The organism is Paenarthrobacter sp. 2TAF44, assembly GCF_052114885.1.
Classification (GTDB): domain Bacteria; phylum Actinomycetota; class Actinomycetes; order Actinomycetales; family Micrococcaceae; genus Arthrobacter.
The window spans coordinates 446,070-461,935 of record NZ_JBFRFP010000001.1; the positions used below are offsets into that span (position 1 = coordinate 446,070).

Genomic DNA, 15,866 nt, shown 5'->3' on the forward strand with positions numbered 1-15,866 from the left:
CGGGCGCCGGCCTCGATCAGGGCCGACGTCGATCAGGTTGGGCCCGGCGGCGAATCCCGCCGCTATCAGATGAGCAGGCGGGCCGAACTTGTGGACAGCACACGGCAGCGTATTGTCCATGCCGCAGTGGCCCTCCACGGTTCGGTGGGACCGGCGCGCACGACGATCGCCGGAGTCGCCGAGAAGGCCGGTGTCACGCGCCTGACGGTCTATCGGCATTTTCCTGACGATGAGGCGTTATTCTCCGCGTGCTCCTCGCACTGGCGCGGACAGCAGCAGCTTCCGGACCCTGCCGACTGGTCCGGGCATTCCGATCCCCTGGAACGGCTGAAGTTCGGCTTGTCCGACCTTTACCGCTTCTATCGCGACGGCGAGGCCATGCTGACGCGCATCTATGCGGACAAGGATGCGCTCCCGAAAGGACACCGAGAGGACCTCGAAACCCGCGACGCCTACTTCCGCGACGTCCTTTGCGAACCGTTTTCACAGCAAGACAGGACCGGCCGGCTCGGTGCCATCATGGGCCACGCTATTTCATTCTGGACGTGGCGGTCACTGTGCCATGACAACTGGCTTTCCACGAGGATGCGGTTAAAGCCATGTGCGCTCTGGTCGCCATAACGGCCGGCACCTCCGACGCCCGTCAGGGGGAAACGGCGGCTCTCCGAACGCTGTGACCCTTCACGTTCTTTAGCCGCGTCTACAGATTTTCTGGTCGACGCCCGCGGCGCGCGATGGCCTCCATGATCTGCTCCCGTGAAAGGCTCCTCTGCTGCTGTGCGTTCTCGATCGCGAACTGCAGGGCATCTCCCCTGCTGCCTTCTCGCACATTCGCCCTTACGGTTGATCGGCCAAGCTGTTCGGCTGTGAATCTCAACAATCGGCATCTAGCTAGTTTGACCCATTCGCCCTGCAGTCAGCTCCTCTGAGGACGAACGTTGTCCGGCACCAGTCTTGATGGCCGATGCGAACTGCGGGTTTGGTGACTTCTACTGCTTCAGCGCGGCCAGCTGTATCTGCTTCGCAAGCGAGTAAGCGGCCGGCAGGTCGTCGTCGTTCTCGACGAAAACACGGCCAATGACGAGCACTGAATTGGCTGGTGAGGAAATCTGTGTCATGCCTGTGGGCATCACCCCCTTCCAACCTGGCCCGCTGAGAACATAGTCACCGACTTCGGTTCCCGTGGTCCGTTTGCCGACGTAGGCAAAGTTGGCGCTCGTCGACGGGTCGGTGAACTGCAAGCTGAAGTAGCGTTCGGCCATGTCCGGAACGTGCAGAACTTGCGGCCCCTTCCCCAAGTCAAGCCAGCCGCCAATGTAGAGAAGATCATCGGCTCCGGTCGCCATGAGGCTCCCATGGGAGGCCGAAGGGGACGACGTTCCAGGCACGGCATACAGCGTGTTGACAGGGATCGGGCCTTGCCCAAGACCATGCTTGAGAATTGCCTTCTTGTAGCCATGGACCGTAAGCCGCGGCCAGAAGAAGATGAAAGCCGGCGTCCCCAGCCCCCAGATGATGACTGCGGCTAACGCCAAGGGGATGATGTCGTCCCCGTTGACGATCCGCCGGAAGATGACCCAGCCGAAGATCAGCAGTATGGCAACAGTAAGGGGACGTCCGTACTTCAGGATGAGGCGGTTCATGTTAGTGCGCCCTCATGACAGGCGGCAAATGGTACGTGCCCTCGAGTATTGCCGGCCCGGGCAGATACACACGGAACGTCAGCTTGAACTTCCCCGAGGGAATCGGCAGCCAGTTTTGCTCGTTTCTGCCCGGGGCTTGGTGTTGGAGATAAATATCGAGGGAACCGTCAGCGTTCCGCACCAGGGGTGAACGGTCGCCAATGCTGTACCGGTTAGTCGGGTTCTTCACCATGTATCCGACGACATCGGTCGGAATGAGCGACCAGAAAGCGTTATGGGGCGGGAGTTGCCCTGCACGAAAACGCAGCACATATCCGTTCCGGCCGCTCAAGGTTTGTCCTGCACCATCAACCTTCGTGGTCCAATACGCGGCCTCTTCAAACACATTAACCAGAGGCAGGGCCTTCGCGCAGGCGGCCCGCACAAAGACTCCGTTTCCACGCTGGCCACACCTGGGGATGGCACTCCAGCCGTTGACCGTCGTCGTGATCGCCCCGCCCACGGCATTCATCACGACGATCGCTGTCAAGAACGCAAGCACCCCACCAAGAAGCAAGCCCTGCACAATGCCGGACTGCGAGAACCAAGCGAGGGCATTCACCATGACCGCAAGCTACCACCGGCAGCACTGAGTGAAGCTGGGGAGGGACGGAGCAGCTTGGCTATCGCGGCCACCCGACAGGACGAATATTTTCCGCTTGGGGTCCCTTGGAGCCCTGCACAACATCGAACTGGACACGCTGGTTCCCTTCCAAGGAGTGGTACCCGCCACTGACGATCGCCGAGTAGTGGGCGAAGACCTCATCTGAACCGTCGTCGGGGGCAATGAACCCGAAACGCTTTTCCGTGCTGAACCATTTGACCGTACCAGTCGCCATTTCATGCTCCATCCTTGCGGTACTTGAGCCTTGGGACTTTGCTGACCTAAGCCCTCTATTGGGACTTTGCTGGTGTCTGGGCCAGTTTCGTCTGGATGTCTTTTGCGTGTTTCTGTATCTGCTCGCCGTAGCCTCCGTTGAGGGCGGTGTCCTTGATTTTTGAGGCGTCTGCGTCGCGCTCTGATGCCGGGGCTGCTTCCAAGGTCTTCAGGTCGGTCTGCAGATTTGCGGGCAGTTTGCCGAACGCCTTGGGGTGGTGGATCAAGAGGTACGCCACCTCATGGGCTTTGTCCCCAAACCCGGCCTCGGCCCGGATGGTGACCCTCAGCACGGCTGGAAGGGCTCGGGCAAATGGATGTTTAGCGTGGCTCGCGCTGTCCGGTCCCGCCGTCGAGGCTGAGGATGACGCGCTTGGAGAAGGGGGCGGGCTCTGACCGTCTGCCGAGGCAGCTGTTGCCCCAATTGCTGCTCCCCCGAGAAGGACAGCACCTGCCGCCAAGGCGGCAGCGCGCATCCGCCATCGACGGATAACGTCACCGCTTGGCATTTGCTTGTTGTTCATGACTTCTCCTGAGTGATCCGTTGGGACCCTGGTGGGTTGGGCCAGGATGGGTCCTGACCGTTCCACTATCGCCTGCCGACGTCCGGGACAGGTTCGGGGAATGTAAGGGGACGGTAAAGTATGGGGCCCTTCCTGCGTCGCCGACCAGAACAGAGCGTTCAATGGAAGCATGGAACAACCATCCACTCCCGATGCGACGCCGTCCCGTGGTCTCGTGATGATCGTGGAAGATGAGCGTGCGATCGCCGACGTGGAACGGCTGTATCTGAGTCAAGCGGGGTTCGGCGTACACGTTGAACCCACCGGTGAAGGCGCCCTGGAGCGGGTGAGAAGTCTTCGACCCGTCGCTGTCGTGTTGGACGTCGGGCTGCCTGGCATCGACGGAATCGAGGTATGCCGTCGGATGCGCACCCAGGAGGATTGGACACCGATCATTTTTGTCACTGCCCGCGACGAGGAGGTGGACATGCTTTTGGGATTGGAACTGGGCGCAGACGACTACATGACTAAGCCGTTTTCACCTCGGGAGTTGGTTACCAGGCTCAAAACGGTCTTGCGCCGAAGCACGGGCGCCCCCGGCAGCGGTGTCCTGCGTGTTGGTTCCGTCACCCTGGACCGGGGCAGCCGCACTGTCAGCATCGATGGTTCAGCGGTGGAGCTGACCGCGAGGGAATTCGACGTGCTCGCCTTTTTGATGGCCAGCCCGGGCAGGGTGTTCAGCCGTGAGCAGCTCCTGTCATCGGTCTGGGGGCAGGCCAGTTACGCGGGTGGGCGGACCGTGGACGTACATATAGCCCAGCTTCGCTCCAAACTGGGCGATGACAGCCCCATCCGTACGCTGCGAGGGGTTGGATACTCTGTAGATGGCGGCCGCACGTGAAAATCCATGATGCTGCCAACGGGGGGCTCGAGGGTCACACTGACCGCGAAAGCCGGAATCCGGCGTCGGGTTGGCTGCGCTCGCTGGCAGGACGAATCACGCTCGTTACCGCCGCAGTGGCTGTCCTGGCGGTACTGGTCACTGGAGGCACCGCTTACCCACTGATACGATCCGCGGCGGTTGAGCAGGCCAGACAGCAGCTGTTCCGCCAGGCCGACGCGTTCGCCGCGGCACCCGTTGCCTCCCAGGCGCTGGACCTTCGCGAGAGGCACCTTCTTGGACCGGACACCTACGAACTGTCCACCATCACCGCCACCGGCACCGTTCGGGGGCCAGCCACACAGCTCGTGAGTCCAGCCGACATTCAACAAGTGCTTTCCGGCCACAAGGTGTCCGCGACAGTTGTCCATGACGGTGCCCAACTCCTTGTGGAGGCAAGGGCCCTCCCCAGGAGCGGGGGGATCGTGCTGAGCAGGTCCTTGGACGACGTGAACGCCGCCTCCTCCCAGCTCCTCCAACGCACGCTGCTGGCCCTTGCGGCTGGCCTGTTAATCGCGGTGCTTGCCGGAACACTGCTCGCCCGGCGCCTCTCCGGCCCCCTCGTCAGGACTGCTGCAGCCGCGCGGCGGATGGCTGCCGGCGAACGGACCGTTCGCATTGACCCGGCCGGAGTTACTGAAGTGCGCGATGTGGGAGAAGCCATCAACACCCTGGATCACGCCTTGCTGGCCAGCGAAGGCAGGCAACGTGAATTCCTGCTTTCCATCTCCCACGAGATCCGCACGCCCCTCACCGCCGTGCGCGGCTACGCCGAAGCCCTGGAGGACGGGCTGATCCCTCCGGAGGACACCGCCCGGATCGGGCGAACTCTCTCTGCGGAGACAGACCGTATCGATGGTTTTGTCCGTGACCTTCTCGCACTGGCCCGACTGGAGGCGGACGATTTCACCCTGGACCTCCAACCCGTCGACGTCGCAGCGCTCTTGGGACAAGTACAGCGGACATGGCAGGGCGCAGCCACGGAGGCCGGGGTGGAGCTGACCCTCCAGCTGCCGGAAGCGGCCATGAGTGAACCCCTGCTGGCAGTTACGGACGCGCAACGGTTACGCCAGATCATCGACGGGCTCGTAGGCAACGCACTGCGCGTCACCCCGCGCGGGAAACCGCTCATCCTCCGCGTCGGGCTCGAAGAGCGCCCCACAACCGAGGGCGTGGCGCAATCCCCTGAGCAGTTCCCTGTCACCTCCAACGTGATCGTCATCGAGGTGCGAGACAGCGGCCCGGGCCTCACGGCCGAAGACACCGCCGTCGCCTTCGACCGCGGCGTCCTCTATCACCGCTACAACGGACAACGCCCCACCGGTAGCGGCCTCGGCCTCTCCATCGCAGCACGGCTCGCAGAACGGATGGGACTCGCCCTCACCGCAGAAGCCACACACTTCCCCGACGAAGGTGCCTGCTTTTGCATCCGGGTCCCCCGCATGCCCGCTACCTCACCGCGGGACGCCTTGTAGGCGCTCCTGCTGCTGGCGCTCCACCGCCAAGTGCCACGGGGCGCAGGGACGGGAACGGTCCGCACCCTTGCCCCTCATAACCCGACGGCGGTCGGGCTATTTGGCGTTCCTAATCCAGTAGTGCAGTTGCTTCGACCTCGACGAGCACATCGGGCTCGAACAGAGACTCGACGCCGATCAGCGAGGTCGGCGGCATCGGCGTCGGCAGTCCGATCTCAGCGGCGACGCTTTCGATACCTTCCATGAAAGCGGATCTTCTCCGGAGCCCAGGCAGTGACGTAGAACGTCAAACGCACGACGTCGTCAAAGGTGGCGTCGGCGCCGGCGAGCCCGGTCGCGGTATTGCGGAGAGCCTGGGCGACTTGGCCGGCAAGGTCGCCCGGAGCGACGGGCGTAGCATCGGCCAGGCGGGAGATCTGGCCGGCGACGTGAACGTGACGGGTGCCGGTGCCGACGGCGACGTGGTGGTACGGGGTCGGCTGCATCAGGCCTTCCGGGCTGAAACGCTGAACAGACATGAGACTCCTGACAAAAGAAATGAACTTGGTATATCTTTGATACCTGGTACATGCAGGACACTTCAACGAGACCAGGTTTCATGCCGGATACCACCAGCCATGCTGACCCTCTGGAGATCAGCACCCCGCACCGGGAATTGCTCGATCAAGTTCTGGACAAGTGGTCATTGAGCGTGCTTAACGAACTCTGCGAGCGGCCGTGCCGGTTCAGCGAACTGCGGCGCGCGATCCCATCGGTGTCGCAGAAGTCCCTGACGGCGACGCTGCGTCGCCTCGAACGCAACGGCATCATCGAACGCGAGCTGCTCAGCTCGCGCCCCGTGGCGATCGAGTACCGCATCACACCATTAGGTAAGACACTTCGCCACCCTATCGACGTGCTCCTGGAATGGGCCGCAGCGCACATGCCCCGCATCGAACAGGCACGCGAGACCTTCGACGTCCAGGACCTGGGCGAAGGCACCTGACGATGGGCGACTCTGTGAGACGCCGCAGAGGGATCGGGCCACCCAGTAGAAGCGGATCGTCCATCCGTCCACCGCGCCAAATAGAGTTTCAGCCCCGCAGCCTCGTACTGCTCAGAAGGCCGGACATGAAATGGTCCACTGCTGGCGAATGGCTGCGTCCCCTGGCCGCGTAGAGGGCTGTCTGCGGATTGCCGGCGATGGGTCGGCTCACGACGCCGGGCATCTGGAAGCGCCGGACGGATTCGGGAAGGATGGAGATTCCCAAGCCCGCAGCTACCAGTCCGAGGACAGTTTCCTGGTGGATGGTCTGCTGAACCACCTGCGGGGAACTCTCCAATCCGTCAAACAACCGGTGTACCCGGGTCACGAATCCGGGCATCAGGCGGTAGGGGAACAGGATCATCGGTTCCCCTTCCAAATTTGCGGGTCGAATTTCCTCCCGCGACGCCAGTGGGTGGGCCTCAGGCAGGACGGCAACGAGGTCTTCGGTGCCCACGAGTTCCATTGTCAGTCCCGGAACTTCTCCGGGATCCCGAATCAGCCCTATGTCCAAATCACCGTCAAGGAGTTGTTCGATCTGCTCACCGCTGGTGAGCGGGCTCAGGATCAGTTCCACGCGGGGGCGTTGTTGGCGGAAAGCCCTGATGGCTTCGGGGATGGTGGTGTAGCTGGCCGAACTGACGAAGCCCACCCTGATCCGGCCACTGAGGCCCGCCGCGACACTGGCAAGGTCGCCCGCCGCTTCATCGAGTTCGGTCACTGCGTCTTGAACGCGCCGCTTGAACGCCTCCCCAGCATGGGTCAGTGCAACGCGTCGTGTGGTCCGGTCAAACAACTGAACCTCGAGCTCACGCTCCAGCCGCCTGATGGCGACAGTTAGCGGTGGCTGTGTAAGGTGCAGGCGTTCTGCCGCGCGGCCGAAGTGGAGCTCCTCCGCGACCACGAGGAAGTAGCGGAGCTGTCGCAGTTCCATGATGATTCTTTCAATTGACGCTAATAATTGCTACACAAATGATATTGGACGCACCCCAACGGGAGATGGGTAACTGGTTGAAGCAAAACAACGCATCAACAACCACGTACGGGAGCCGTCCATGGAATCGATCGAATACGTCGTCGTCGGAGCCGGGTTGTCAGGTGCGGCCACGGCTTGGCAGCTTGCCGCCCGAGGACACGAAGTCGCACTGCTTGAACGCTCGACGCCGGCCAACGACGCCGGGAGCTCGCATGGATCGGCGCGGATTTTCCGCTACGCCTACCCGGGCGATTTCTACACGGGTCTGGTCAAGGAGGCCAAGGCCGGTTGGGACGAGCTCGCGCTCTTGAGCGGCAAACAGCTCATTACACCTACCGGCGCCGTCGACTACGGAACCGTCAGGGAACCCGAACGCCTTGCCGCGGCTTTGTTCGCACACGGCATTGACCATGAACTCCTGTCCCCCGACGAAGCGCAGGCACGATGGCCGCAGATTGCCTTCGACACCCAAGTACTGTGGCACCTCGGCGCCGGGGTGATCGACGCCCACGAATCAGTGGCCGCCATGGCTGACCAGGCAGTGGCCCACGGCGCAGCGCTGCACACCAACTGGGCCGTGGCCTCCATCAAAGGATCAGCCGGCCACTACACACTGGCTTCCGAAGACGGCCGTTCAATGATGGCCGCAAAGGTGATCGTCGCCGTCGGCGGTTGGCTCCCGCAGCTGCTGGGCTCCCTGTCCTTGCCGTCTTCATTCCTGGAAAGCATCCCTGCCCTTAAAGTGCGGCAGGAGCAGGCATACCACTTCCCTTACGCCGACAGCAGCTCGCCGTGGCCCACGTTCATCCACAAACGCGAAGGCTGGCAGGCCTACGGTCTGCCCGGCGGCCGCGATGCGGGCTTCCGCGGACAAAAGGTCGCCGAGTACAACGGCGGCAAAGTCCTGGCTTCCGCAGCGGACCAGGACGGACAGATCGACCCGGCAAACCGCCGTCGAGTCATCGACTACGTCGAGAAATACCTCCCGGGGCTGGTCCCCGAACCGTACGCCGAGACCACGTGCCTCTTCACCAATACGCCCACCGAGGACTTCCTCCTGGACAGCGCGGAGGGCATCACCCTCCTCTCCCCCTGTTCGGGCCACGGCGCGAAATTCGCGCCGCTTATCGGCCAACTGGCCGCAGACCTGGCCACTGGCACGGGAACCGTCCCGGAACAGTTCCGCCTCGCAGCCGCATCAGCAGGAGCCCACTAAATGCAACACGTCACGCCTGTCACCGCCGAGACAAGCACGACGGCGGCCACCGTCACCGGGTTGCTGTCCGACATCGCCGACATTGGCACCGATCCACTGCGCGGAGGCTACACCCGTCCCGTCTATTCGACCGCCGAACTGGACCTTCGGGCATGGTTCATCGATCAAGCCACCAAACGCGGCCTGTCCGTGGAAACGGACCGAAACGGCACCATCTGGGCTTGGTGGGACACCCCCGGCGGGGATCGAAGCAACAGCCTTGTCACCGGCAGCCACCTCGACTCCGTCCCCGGAGGAGGCCCGTTCGATGGACCCCTCGGCGTCGCCTCGGCCCTCGTCGCCGTCGACATCCTCAAAGCCCGAAACGCCATTCCCACCCGACCCTTGGCCATCGCCGTGTTCCCGGAAGAAGAAGGTTCCCGCTTCGGGGTTGCCTGCCTTGGCTCACGCCTGATGACGGGGGCCATCGACCCCAACAAAGCCCGGAACCTGCGGGATCCGGACGGCAACACCTTTGCGGACATCGCCCGCTCCAACGGCCTGGACCCCCGCTACATCGGCAAGGATGACCAGCTCCTTGGCGGTATCGGGGCCTTCGTTGAACTCCATGTGGAACAAGGCCGTGGGCTCATCGATCTCGACCGGCCCATCGCCATTGCCTCCTCCATCCTGGGACACGGCCGTTGGCGGCTCAGCATCCAAGGACAGGGCAACCACGCCGGGACAACGCTCATGGCAGACCGCAACGACCCCATGGTCGCCGCCTCACGCATGGTTGTAGCCATCCGAGACGCCGCGAAGAACCAATCCCACGCCCGGGCAACTGTCGGGCGGCTTCAGCCGATCCCGGGTGGAACCAACGTCATCGCCTCCAGGGTGGACTTTTGGCTCGATGTCCGGCACCCGGACGATGCCACTACCGCGGCACTGGTCCAAACCATTCACAACCAGTCCCAGCTGATCGCTGCTGAAGAAGGCTGCACCGTTGAAATGACAGAAGAATCCCTCAGCCCCACCGTTCACTTCGACATAGGCCTGCAGAATCAACTGCAGCAAGCACTGCCGGATGCACCCTTCCTCGACACCGGAGCAGGCCACGACGCAGGCGTCCTCTCACCGCTCGTGTCCACCGCCATGGTGTTCGTCCGAAACCCCAGCGGCGTCTCCCACTCCCCCGAAGAATACGTGGTGGACGAGGACGCCGAACTCGGGGCGCAGGCCCTGGCGGACGCACTCGCGAGCCTCATGAACTGAGGCGTTCACCAAAACACCCGGACTTATAAAAATTGTCCCCGAGAAAGAAGTAACAAGCCGGAAACACGGGCTTGACTCATCAGAAATCCCTGGCCAGTTTACTGTCAGTAATTCCTGTTTCATGAAGTTCAATCACTAAGGAGTGTCATGTCCACACAGATCAACTTCCGTTACCTCAGCGAGCCCGACATGATCGAGGCCGGCGTCGGCGATCTCGTCCGATGCACGGACGTCATGGAGGAAGCCCTTGTTCTACTGCGTCAAGGGGACTATCGAATGGCCGGCGAGAACGGCAACTCCCACGGCGCCATGATCACCTTCCCCGCCGCTCCTGAGTTCGAAGGCATGCCAAAGGATGGACCGGATCGCCGTTTCATGGCTATGCCCGCCTACCTGGGTGGCCGCTTCGGCACCTCAGGCGTGAAGTGGTACGGCTCCAACACTGAAAACCGCAAAAAGGGACTTCCACGCTCGATCCACGTGTTCGTCCTGAACGACAGCGACACTGGCGCACCACTCGCGATCATGAGCGCAAACCTGCTGAGCGCATACCGCACAGGCGCCGTTCCCGGCGTCGGCGTCAAGCACCTGGCCAAGGTCGACGCCAAAGTCGCCGCAGTGGTTGGCCCCGGTGTCATCGCCCGCTCGGTCCTTTCGACCACATTGGCTTTGCGCCCTTCGATCGACACCCTGTACGTGAAGGGCCGCAGCGAAGGAAGCACCGGCACCTTTGTGGATTGGGCGAAAGCAACCTTCCCCCAACTCACCAATGTCACCGCAGCTGAAACCATCGAAGACGCCATCGCCGACGCCGATGTGGTTATGGCGACCACATCCACCGATGCCGCCGGCAGCGACGCCTTCCCGTACTTCCCGAAATCAGCCATCAAGCCGGGAGCGCTACTGCTCCTTCCCGCCGCTGCCCGTTTCGACGACGACTTCCTGCAGGGCGATGCCCGCCTGGTCATCGACGCCGGAGGCCTCTACCAGGCGTGGCTCGAGGAATATGGACCCACTGCCTACCAAATCCTCGGCATTCCGGGATCACACTGGTTCGGGCTTCTGGAGGAAGGAAAGATTCCGGCCTCGAAAATCGAGGAGATCGCGGACATTGCCACCGGCAAGCTCCCTGCCCGCCGCGACGATGAAGAAGTCATCCTCTACTCCGTGGGCGGCATGCCCATTGAGGATGTCGCCTGGGCCACCGATCTCTACCGCGCTGCCGAGGAGAAGAACATCGGCACCGTCCTGAACCTTTGGGACACCCCGGCTCTCGCCTGATCCCAAGGGCTTCCTACCACTGGGCCGCGCCCGGAGATTGCGGTCCATAAGTAAAGATGTGTGCCCCACGCCGCCAAACCGGCGTGGGGCACATTCCCGCTTTCAGCTACTGGCAATTAATGCGAAGCAACTGCCAGGAAACGAATGGGTAGTTCCATCAGCCGAAGTGGGCCATGCGGTCCCTCAGCCTCGAACAACAACGAGTCTCCTGGTGCGAGCTCATACTCGTAGGATCCGTGACTGTAAACCATTCGACCTTCGAGCATGTAGATGAATTCGGTACCCGTGTGCTGGAACTGCGGGAAAACATCAGAGGCACTCGAAAGGGTGACCAGAGTGGGTTCGACGGCATGCTCCCGCCGCTTAAGAGAGCCCAGCAAACGATACTCGTGCCCGTGCCGGGTCCCGGTCCGTACCGTGACGCTCCCTTCCCCGGCACGAGTGAGAGAGGCCTCGCGCTCGGTATCAGCCCCCTGGAAAAGGGCGGTGACAGGAACGTTAAGCCCCAACGCCAGCCGCTGAAGGGTCGTCAGCGAACATGAAGTGCTCGCGGACTCGATCTTGGAAACCATGGCCTTGGAAAGCCCAGTGCGGATGGCAAGTTCCGCGGCGGACATGCCGGCTTCGACTCTGTGGCGCCTTACTTGCAGCGCGATGATGGCTTCCAGAGCGCCCTGCTGACCACTTTCCGGAGGAGACGAGTCCCCCGCAGAGGATGTGTTCGGGGCGCTCTCAGTTGTCATGATTTGAGTATAGGCAGGCCGCGCAGAATGCTTGGCGGGGCCCCACCGAGACCCGCCTGACACATGGGGCTTTGGGGCTCCGCCTCTAAACCCTGAGTCTTGCCGGGGAATCCATAGGATCCCCCGGCAGTTAGACCGTTTTCAGGCGTCGCCTCTATCGTTTAGGCCTCAGCCAGAGCTGATTGCGCCGTCCGGTGCCCCGTGAACAGTGGTGCAAAAAACTCTTTCAGTTCCGCGGTTGCGGTCAGGGGCAGGACGTTGGCGACGTACTGGTCCGGGCGGACGACCACCACTACGCCGTTGCGGCTGAGGCCGCGCAGCTCGAAGATGTCTGCTTTGGGGTCCGTGCCGAAGACCTTCTCAAGGTAGGTGAGTTTGAACGGTCCGACGGTGGGTTTGAACGCTGCGGGGACGGCGTTGATGTCCACGTTGGTGTGGTCCTGCTGGTAGATCACCTTCACGTCGAACCAGGCGTCGCGGTCAGCGTCCGACGGCGTCGCGGCCAGCGGCGAGTCAGGCGAGGTCGCGATCCACTCGGCAAAGTCCGCCACCGGGCCTTCGGCGCCTGCCGGTGCGGCATCGGCGAAGACGTAGATCCGCCAGCGCCCGTCGGCCTTGGCATGGTGGCCCAGGTGCATCGGGTTCGTGTCGCAGACCCGTTGGACCGGTGCGGATTTGAAGCGCTTACCGATCGGGAAGCCCGCGGCGAGTTCCTGGTGCCGCGGCTCGGCGACCAGCATCGACGGGGCGTACTGGGTCATGAAACCGGCAGGGAACTCCGCGGTGCTGGTGTAGAAAGTCTCCAATTCTGCCGGGTCTTCGAACTCTTCGGGCTTCTTGGCCATCAGCGTGGACCACTGCTTGTCGAAATCGATCAGGTTCTTCGCCACCACCTGCCGCTCAGCAGAGTAGGTATCCAGCAAGGACTCGGGGCTGCGGCCCTCCAGGACGTGCCCGAGTTTCCAGCCGATGTTGAAGCCGTCCTGCATGGAAACGTTCATGCCCTGGCCGGCCTTTGCACTGTGGGTGTGGCAGGCATCGCCAGTGATGAACACCCGCGGGGTCCGTGTGCCGCGTTCCTCCGGCAGGACGTCGTCGAACCTGTCCGTGAGCCGGTGACCTACCTCGTAAACGCTGTGCCACGCGACGTTGCGGACATCCAACGTATACGGGTGCAGGATGTCGTTGGCCTTGCCGATGATCTGCTCAATGGTCGTCTTCCGCACGGCGCCGTGATCCTCGGGCTTCACCTCGCCCAGGTCCACATACATGCGGAACAAGTGTCCGCCCTCGCGGGGGATCAGCAGGATGCTGCCGCCCGCACCGGACTGAATGGCACACTTGGTGCGGATATCCGGGAAGTCCGTGACGGCGAGAACATCCATCACACCCCAGGCATGGTTTGCCTGATCCCCGGCCAGATGGCACCCGATGGACTCGCGGACCTTGCTGCGCGCCCCATCGGCACCGACGACATACTTGGCCCGGATCACCCTCTCCTGTCCTTCATTGGGCCCGGAGGTGTGCCCAAGAGTCACCTCCACCGGGTAGTCACCAACACCAGTGACCTCGAGACTGCGGAACTCGTAGCCGTAGTCAGGCGTCATGCGCGTGGGGGAGTTGGCCATGAATTCTGCGAAGTAGTCCAGCACGCGTGCCTGGTTCACGATCAGGTGCGGGAACTCGCTGATACCTGTGGGGTCATCCACTGCCCGGGCAGCCCGGACGATGCGCGAGTGGTCAGCGGGGTCCGGCTTCCAGAACGCCATTTCGGTGATGCGGTACGCCTCCGTGGTAATGCGTTCGGCAAACCCGAAAGCCTGGAAAGTCTCGACGCTGCGGGCCTGGATGCCGTCGGCCTGGCCGATGGCCAAACGCCCGGGACGACGGTCAATAATACGGGCCGTGATATCCGGGAACTGGGCCAATTGCGCCGCAGTCAGCATCCCCGCAGGACCGGTGCCCACGATCAGAACATCAACTTCATCAGGAAGCTCGGCCGGGCGGTTGATACCGACGCCGGCAGCCGGCTCGACTCGCGGGTCACCGGATACGTAACCGTGGTGGTGGAACTGCACGGGCTTTCCTCACTTCATTATGGTTGCGTGTTCTATAAACGAACAGAGGATTCTATAAAAGAATAATTGAGCAACAGCTTAGATGACTGTGCCCTGACGCCACAAGGGCTGCCACCAAGCCCTTGACGCATGCCACGTTCTCGATGCATAGTTTCGTATACGATTTCGTACTTGATCTGAACTCGTGTTCTGGCCTATCCGAGGCCATCCAAGCCGTTCCCGCTCAGCAGTAAGGACCTCAACGATGACGACCTCAGTAGAAACCGCCAGACACTCCATCCCGGAAAACCTGCCCACGCATCTCCAGCACTTCATCGACGGCGAGTTTGTGGATTCAGTCTCCGGCAAAACGTTCGACGTGCAGGAGCCGGTCTCGAACCAGAACTACGCGACGGTCACCGCTGCCCAGCCGGAAGACGTCGACCGCGCTGTCGCCGCCGCCAAGCGTGCCTTCAAGGAAGGCCCTTGGCCCAAGATGCTTCCGCGTGAACGTTCCCGTGTCCTGCACAAAATCGCCGACATCGTCGAGTCCCGCGATGACGAGCTCGCCCTCCTGGAAAGCTTCGACTCGGGCCTGCCGATCACCCAGGCCAAGGGCCAGGCCCGGCGTGCTGCCGAGAACTTCCGATTCTTCGCGGACCTGATCGTGTCCCAGGAAGACAATGCGTTCAAGGTCCCGGGCCGCCAGATCAACTACGTGAACCGCAAGCCGATCGGCGTCGCGGGCTTGATCACGCCGTGGAATGTCCCCTTCATGCAGGAGTCGTGGAAGCTCGCTCCGGCCATAGCGACCGGCAACACCGTGGTCATGAAGCCGGCCAGTTACACTCCGCTCTCGGCCGTGCTTTGGCCTGAGATCTTCCGCGAGGCAGGTCTTCCCGACGGCGTCTTCAACCTGATCTTCGGCTCCGGAAGCGTTGCCGGCGACTATCTGGTCAAGCACCCCGGCGTGCCGATCGTCTCCTTCACCGGAGACAGCTCCACCGGCGCCACCATCTCCACCGCAGCCGCCCCACAGTTCAAGAGCCTCTCACTCGAGCTCGGCGGTAAGAGCCCAGCCATAGTCTTCGCCGACGCCGACATCGAAGCCGCCCTCGACGCCACTGTGTTCGGCGTCTTCAGCCTCAACGGAGAACGCTGCACCGCCGGTTCCCGCGTGCTCGTCCAGCGCGAAATTTACGACGATTTCGTGGCCCGCTTCGCCGAACGTGCCAAAAACATCGTGGTGGGCCTCCCCAGCGACCCCGCCACCGAGGTGGGTTCGCTCGTGCACCCCACCCACTTTGACAAGGTTATGAGCTACATCGAGATCGGCAAGACCGAAGGCCGCCTCCTCGCCGGCGGTGGACGGGCCGAAGGCTTCCCCGAGGGCAACTACGTTGCACCCACGGTGTTTGCCGACGTCGCGCCTGACGCCCGGATCTTCCAGGAAGAAATCTTCGGGCCGGTTGTGGCCATCACGCCCTTCGACACCGATGAAGAAGCGCTCGAACTCGCCAATAACACCAAGTACGGCCTGGCGGCCTACGTCTGGACGACCAACCTGAAGCGCGCACACAACTTCGCACACGCCATCGAATCGGGCATGGTCTGGCTGAACTCTAACAACGTCCGTGATCTTCGCACCCCGTTCGGCGGCGTGAAGGCTTCCGGTCTGGGGCGCGAGGGCGGCTACCGCTCGGTCGATTTCTACACCACCCAGCAGTCGGTCCAGATCACCCTCAACGAGGCCCACTCCCCTAAGTTCGGAAGCGTCAAAGACGCGGCAGCAACCAGCGACAGCTAACCCCGCCAAACTTTCAAAGAAGAGAGCACAT

General features: G+C 62.5%; 17 protein-coding genes. 8 read left to right on the forward strand and 9 right to left on the reverse strand.

Going from position 1 to position 15,866, the window contains the following annotated elements; genetic code table 11:
* The first annotated feature begins 90 nt into the window (after positions 1-90).
* Positions 91-621, forward strand: a complete 531-nt coding sequence (locus AB4Z15_RS01920) for a TetR/AcrR family transcriptional regulator (RefSeq protein ID WP_442015800.1) — start codon at positions 91-93, stop codon at positions 619-621.
* 368 nt (positions 622-989) lie between these two features.
* On the opposite strand, the gene AB4Z15_RS01925 is transcribed toward AB4Z15_RS01920, so the two are convergent.
* The 4 genes from AB4Z15_RS01925 to AB4Z15_RS01940 are packed head-to-tail and all read right to left on the reverse strand — an operon-like array spanning position 990 to position 3,083.
* Entirely contained in the window at positions 990-1,643 is a 654-nt protein-coding gene (locus tag AB4Z15_RS01925; protein ID WP_442015801.1) for a DUF1254 domain-containing protein, read from the reverse strand.
* Between the two features lies 1 nt (position 1,644).
* The gene (locus AB4Z15_RS01930; RefSeq protein WP_442015802.1) at positions 1,645-2,247 is read right to left on the reverse strand and encodes a DUF1214 domain-containing protein; all 603 of its coding nucleotides are present in this window, start codon (positions 2,245-2,247) and stop codon (positions 1,645-1,647) included.
* 58 nt (positions 2,248-2,305) lie between these two features.
* The gene (locus AB4Z15_RS01935; protein WP_442005047.1) at positions 2,306-2,521 is read right to left on the reverse strand and encodes a cold-shock protein; all 216 of its coding nucleotides are present in this window, start codon (positions 2,519-2,521) and stop codon (positions 2,306-2,308) included.
* A 55-nt stretch (positions 2,522-2,576) separates the two neighbouring features.
* Positions 2,577-3,083 (reverse strand): hypothetical protein, encoded by a 507-nt coding sequence (locus tag AB4Z15_RS01940; RefSeq protein WP_442015803.1) that lies wholly within the window; start codon positions 3,081-3,083, stop codon positions 2,577-2,579.
* Between the two features lie 169 nt (positions 3,084-3,252).
* Here AB4Z15_RS01940 and AB4Z15_RS01945 point away from each other — a divergent pair, with 169 nt between their 5' ends.
* Positions 3,253-3,963 (forward strand): response regulator transcription factor, encoded by a 711-nt coding sequence (locus AB4Z15_RS01945; RefSeq protein ID WP_442015804.1) that lies wholly within the window; start codon positions 3,253-3,255, stop codon positions 3,961-3,963.
* Positions 3,960-5,477 carry a sensor histidine kinase gene (locus tag AB4Z15_RS01950; RefSeq protein ID WP_442015805.1) on the forward strand — a complete coding sequence of 506 codons (1,518 nt, stop codon included), beginning with the start codon at positions 3,960-3,962 and terminating at the stop codon, positions 5,475-5,477. The genes AB4Z15_RS01945 and AB4Z15_RS01950 overlap by 4 nt, the downstream gene beginning before the upstream one ends.
* A 109-nt stretch (positions 5,478-5,586) precedes the next feature.
* Here AB4Z15_RS01950 and AB4Z15_RS01955 read toward each other — a convergent pair whose 3' ends face one another.
* Positions 5,587-5,721, reverse strand: a complete 135-nt coding sequence (locus tag AB4Z15_RS01955; protein WP_442015806.1) for a hypothetical protein — start codon at positions 5,719-5,721, stop codon at positions 5,587-5,589.
* Positions 5,693-5,995 (reverse strand): RidA family protein, encoded by a 303-nt coding sequence (locus tag AB4Z15_RS01960; RefSeq protein WP_442015807.1) that lies wholly within the window; start codon positions 5,993-5,995, stop codon positions 5,693-5,695. Before AB4Z15_RS01960 ends, AB4Z15_RS01955 begins: the two co-directional genes overlap by 29 nt.
* A gap of 50 nt (positions 5,996-6,045) precedes the next feature.
* On the opposite strand from AB4Z15_RS01960, the gene AB4Z15_RS01965 reads away from it, so the two are divergent.
* Positions 6,046-6,462: a winged helix-turn-helix transcriptional regulator gene (locus AB4Z15_RS01965; RefSeq protein ID WP_442015808.1), complete on the forward strand. Its 417-nt coding sequence runs from the start codon at positions 6,046-6,048 to the stop codon at positions 6,460-6,462.
* A gap of 88 nt (positions 6,463-6,550) precedes the next feature.
* Here the strand turns inward: AB4Z15_RS01965 and AB4Z15_RS01970 are convergent, their stop codons facing one another.
* On the reverse strand, positions 6,551-7,435 hold the full coding sequence (locus AB4Z15_RS01970) for a LysR family transcriptional regulator (protein ID WP_442015809.1): 885 nt from the start codon (positions 7,433-7,435) through the stop codon (positions 6,551-6,553).
* 121 nt (positions 7,436-7,556) lie between these two features.
* On the opposite strand from AB4Z15_RS01970, the gene AB4Z15_RS01975 reads away from it, so the two are divergent.
* The 3 genes from AB4Z15_RS01975 to AB4Z15_RS01985 all read left to right on the forward strand — a co-directional run bounded on the left by AB4Z15_RS01975 (position 7,557) and on the right by AB4Z15_RS01985 (position 11,228).
* Positions 7,557-8,693 (forward strand): FAD-dependent oxidoreductase, encoded by a 1,137-nt coding sequence (locus AB4Z15_RS01975; protein WP_442015810.1) that lies wholly within the window; start codon positions 7,557-7,559, stop codon positions 8,691-8,693.
* Positions 8,694-9,947, forward strand: coding sequence for an allantoate amidohydrolase (locus AB4Z15_RS01980; RefSeq protein WP_442015811.1), 1,254 nt, complete (start codon positions 8,694-8,696; stop codon positions 9,945-9,947).
* A gap of 147 nt (positions 9,948-10,094) precedes the next feature.
* Positions 10,095-11,228, forward strand: coding sequence for a tyramine oxidase subunit B (locus tag AB4Z15_RS01985; protein WP_442015812.1), 1,134 nt, complete (start codon positions 10,095-10,097; stop codon positions 11,226-11,228).
* Positions 11,229-11,344: 116 nt separating this feature from the next.
* Here the strand turns inward: AB4Z15_RS01985 and AB4Z15_RS01990 are convergent, their stop codons facing one another.
* Positions 11,345-11,971 (reverse strand): helix-turn-helix domain-containing protein, encoded by a 627-nt coding sequence (locus AB4Z15_RS01990; RefSeq protein WP_442015813.1) that lies wholly within the window; start codon positions 11,969-11,971, stop codon positions 11,345-11,347.
* 161 nt (positions 11,972-12,132) lie between these two features.
* Complete coding sequence (locus tag AB4Z15_RS01995; RefSeq protein ID WP_442015814.1) at positions 12,133-14,049, reverse strand: FAD-binding monooxygenase; 1,917 nt, start codon at positions 14,047-14,049, stop codon at positions 12,133-12,135.
* A 244-nt stretch (positions 14,050-14,293) separates the two neighbouring features.
* On the opposite strand from AB4Z15_RS01995, the gene hpaE reads away from it, so the two are divergent.
* Entirely contained in the window at positions 14,294-15,835 is a 1,542-nt protein-coding gene (hpaE, locus tag AB4Z15_RS02000) for a 5-carboxymethyl-2-hydroxymuconate semialdehyde dehydrogenase (RefSeq protein ID WP_442015815.1), read from the forward strand.
* The last annotated feature ends 31 nt before the right edge of the window (positions 15,836-15,866 follow it).

Bases quoted from the DNA above. Each gene is read 5' to 3' on its own strand.
- AB4Z15_RS01975 (WP_442015810.1), top strand. From the start codon at position 7,557: ATGGAATCGATCGAATACGTCGTCGTCGGAGCCGGGTTGTCAGGTGCG.
- AB4Z15_RS01925 (WP_442015801.1), bottom strand. From the start codon at position 1,643: ATGAACCGCCTCATCCTGAAGTACGGACGTCCCCTTACTGTTGCCATA.
- AB4Z15_RS01945 (WP_442015804.1), top strand. From the start codon at position 3,253: ATGGAACAACCATCCACTCCCGATGCGACGCCGTCCCGTGGTCTCGTG.
- AB4Z15_RS01990 (WP_442015813.1), bottom strand. From the start codon at position 11,971: ATGACAACTGAGAGCGCCCCGAACACATCCTCTGCGGGGGACTCGTCT.
- AB4Z15_RS01970 (WP_442015809.1), bottom strand. From the start codon at position 7,435: ATGGAACTGCGACAGCTCCGCTACTTCCTCGTGGTCGCGGAGGAGCTC.
- AB4Z15_RS01985 (WP_442015812.1), top strand. From the start codon at position 10,095: ATGTCCACACAGATCAACTTCCGTTACCTCAGCGAGCCCGACATGATC.
- AB4Z15_RS01955 (WP_442015806.1), bottom strand. From the start codon at position 5,721: ATGGAAGGTATCGAAAGCGTCGCCGCTGAGATCGGACTGCCGACGCCG.
- AB4Z15_RS01960 (WP_442015807.1), bottom strand. From the start codon at position 5,995: ATGTCTGTTCAGCGTTTCAGCCCGGAAGGCCTGATGCAGCCGACCCCG.
- AB4Z15_RS01980 (WP_442015811.1), top strand. From the start codon at position 8,694: ATGCAACACGTCACGCCTGTCACCGCCGAGACAAGCACGACGGCGGCC.
- AB4Z15_RS01935 (WP_442005047.1), bottom strand. From the start codon at position 2,521: ATGGCGACTGGTACGGTCAAATGGTTCAGCACGGAAAAGCGTTTCGGG.
- hpaE (WP_442015815.1), top strand. From the start codon at position 14,294: ATGACGACCTCAGTAGAAACCGCCAGACACTCCATCCCGGAAAACCTG.
- AB4Z15_RS01930 (WP_442015802.1), bottom strand. From the start codon at position 2,247: ATGGTGAATGCCCTCGCTTGGTTCTCGCAGTCCGGCATTGTGCAGGGC.
- AB4Z15_RS01965 (WP_442015808.1), top strand. From the start codon at position 6,046: ATGCAGGACACTTCAACGAGACCAGGTTTCATGCCGGATACCACCAGC.
- AB4Z15_RS01940 (WP_442015803.1), bottom strand. From the start codon at position 3,083: ATGAACAACAAGCAAATGCCAAGCGGTGACGTTATCCGTCGATGGCGG.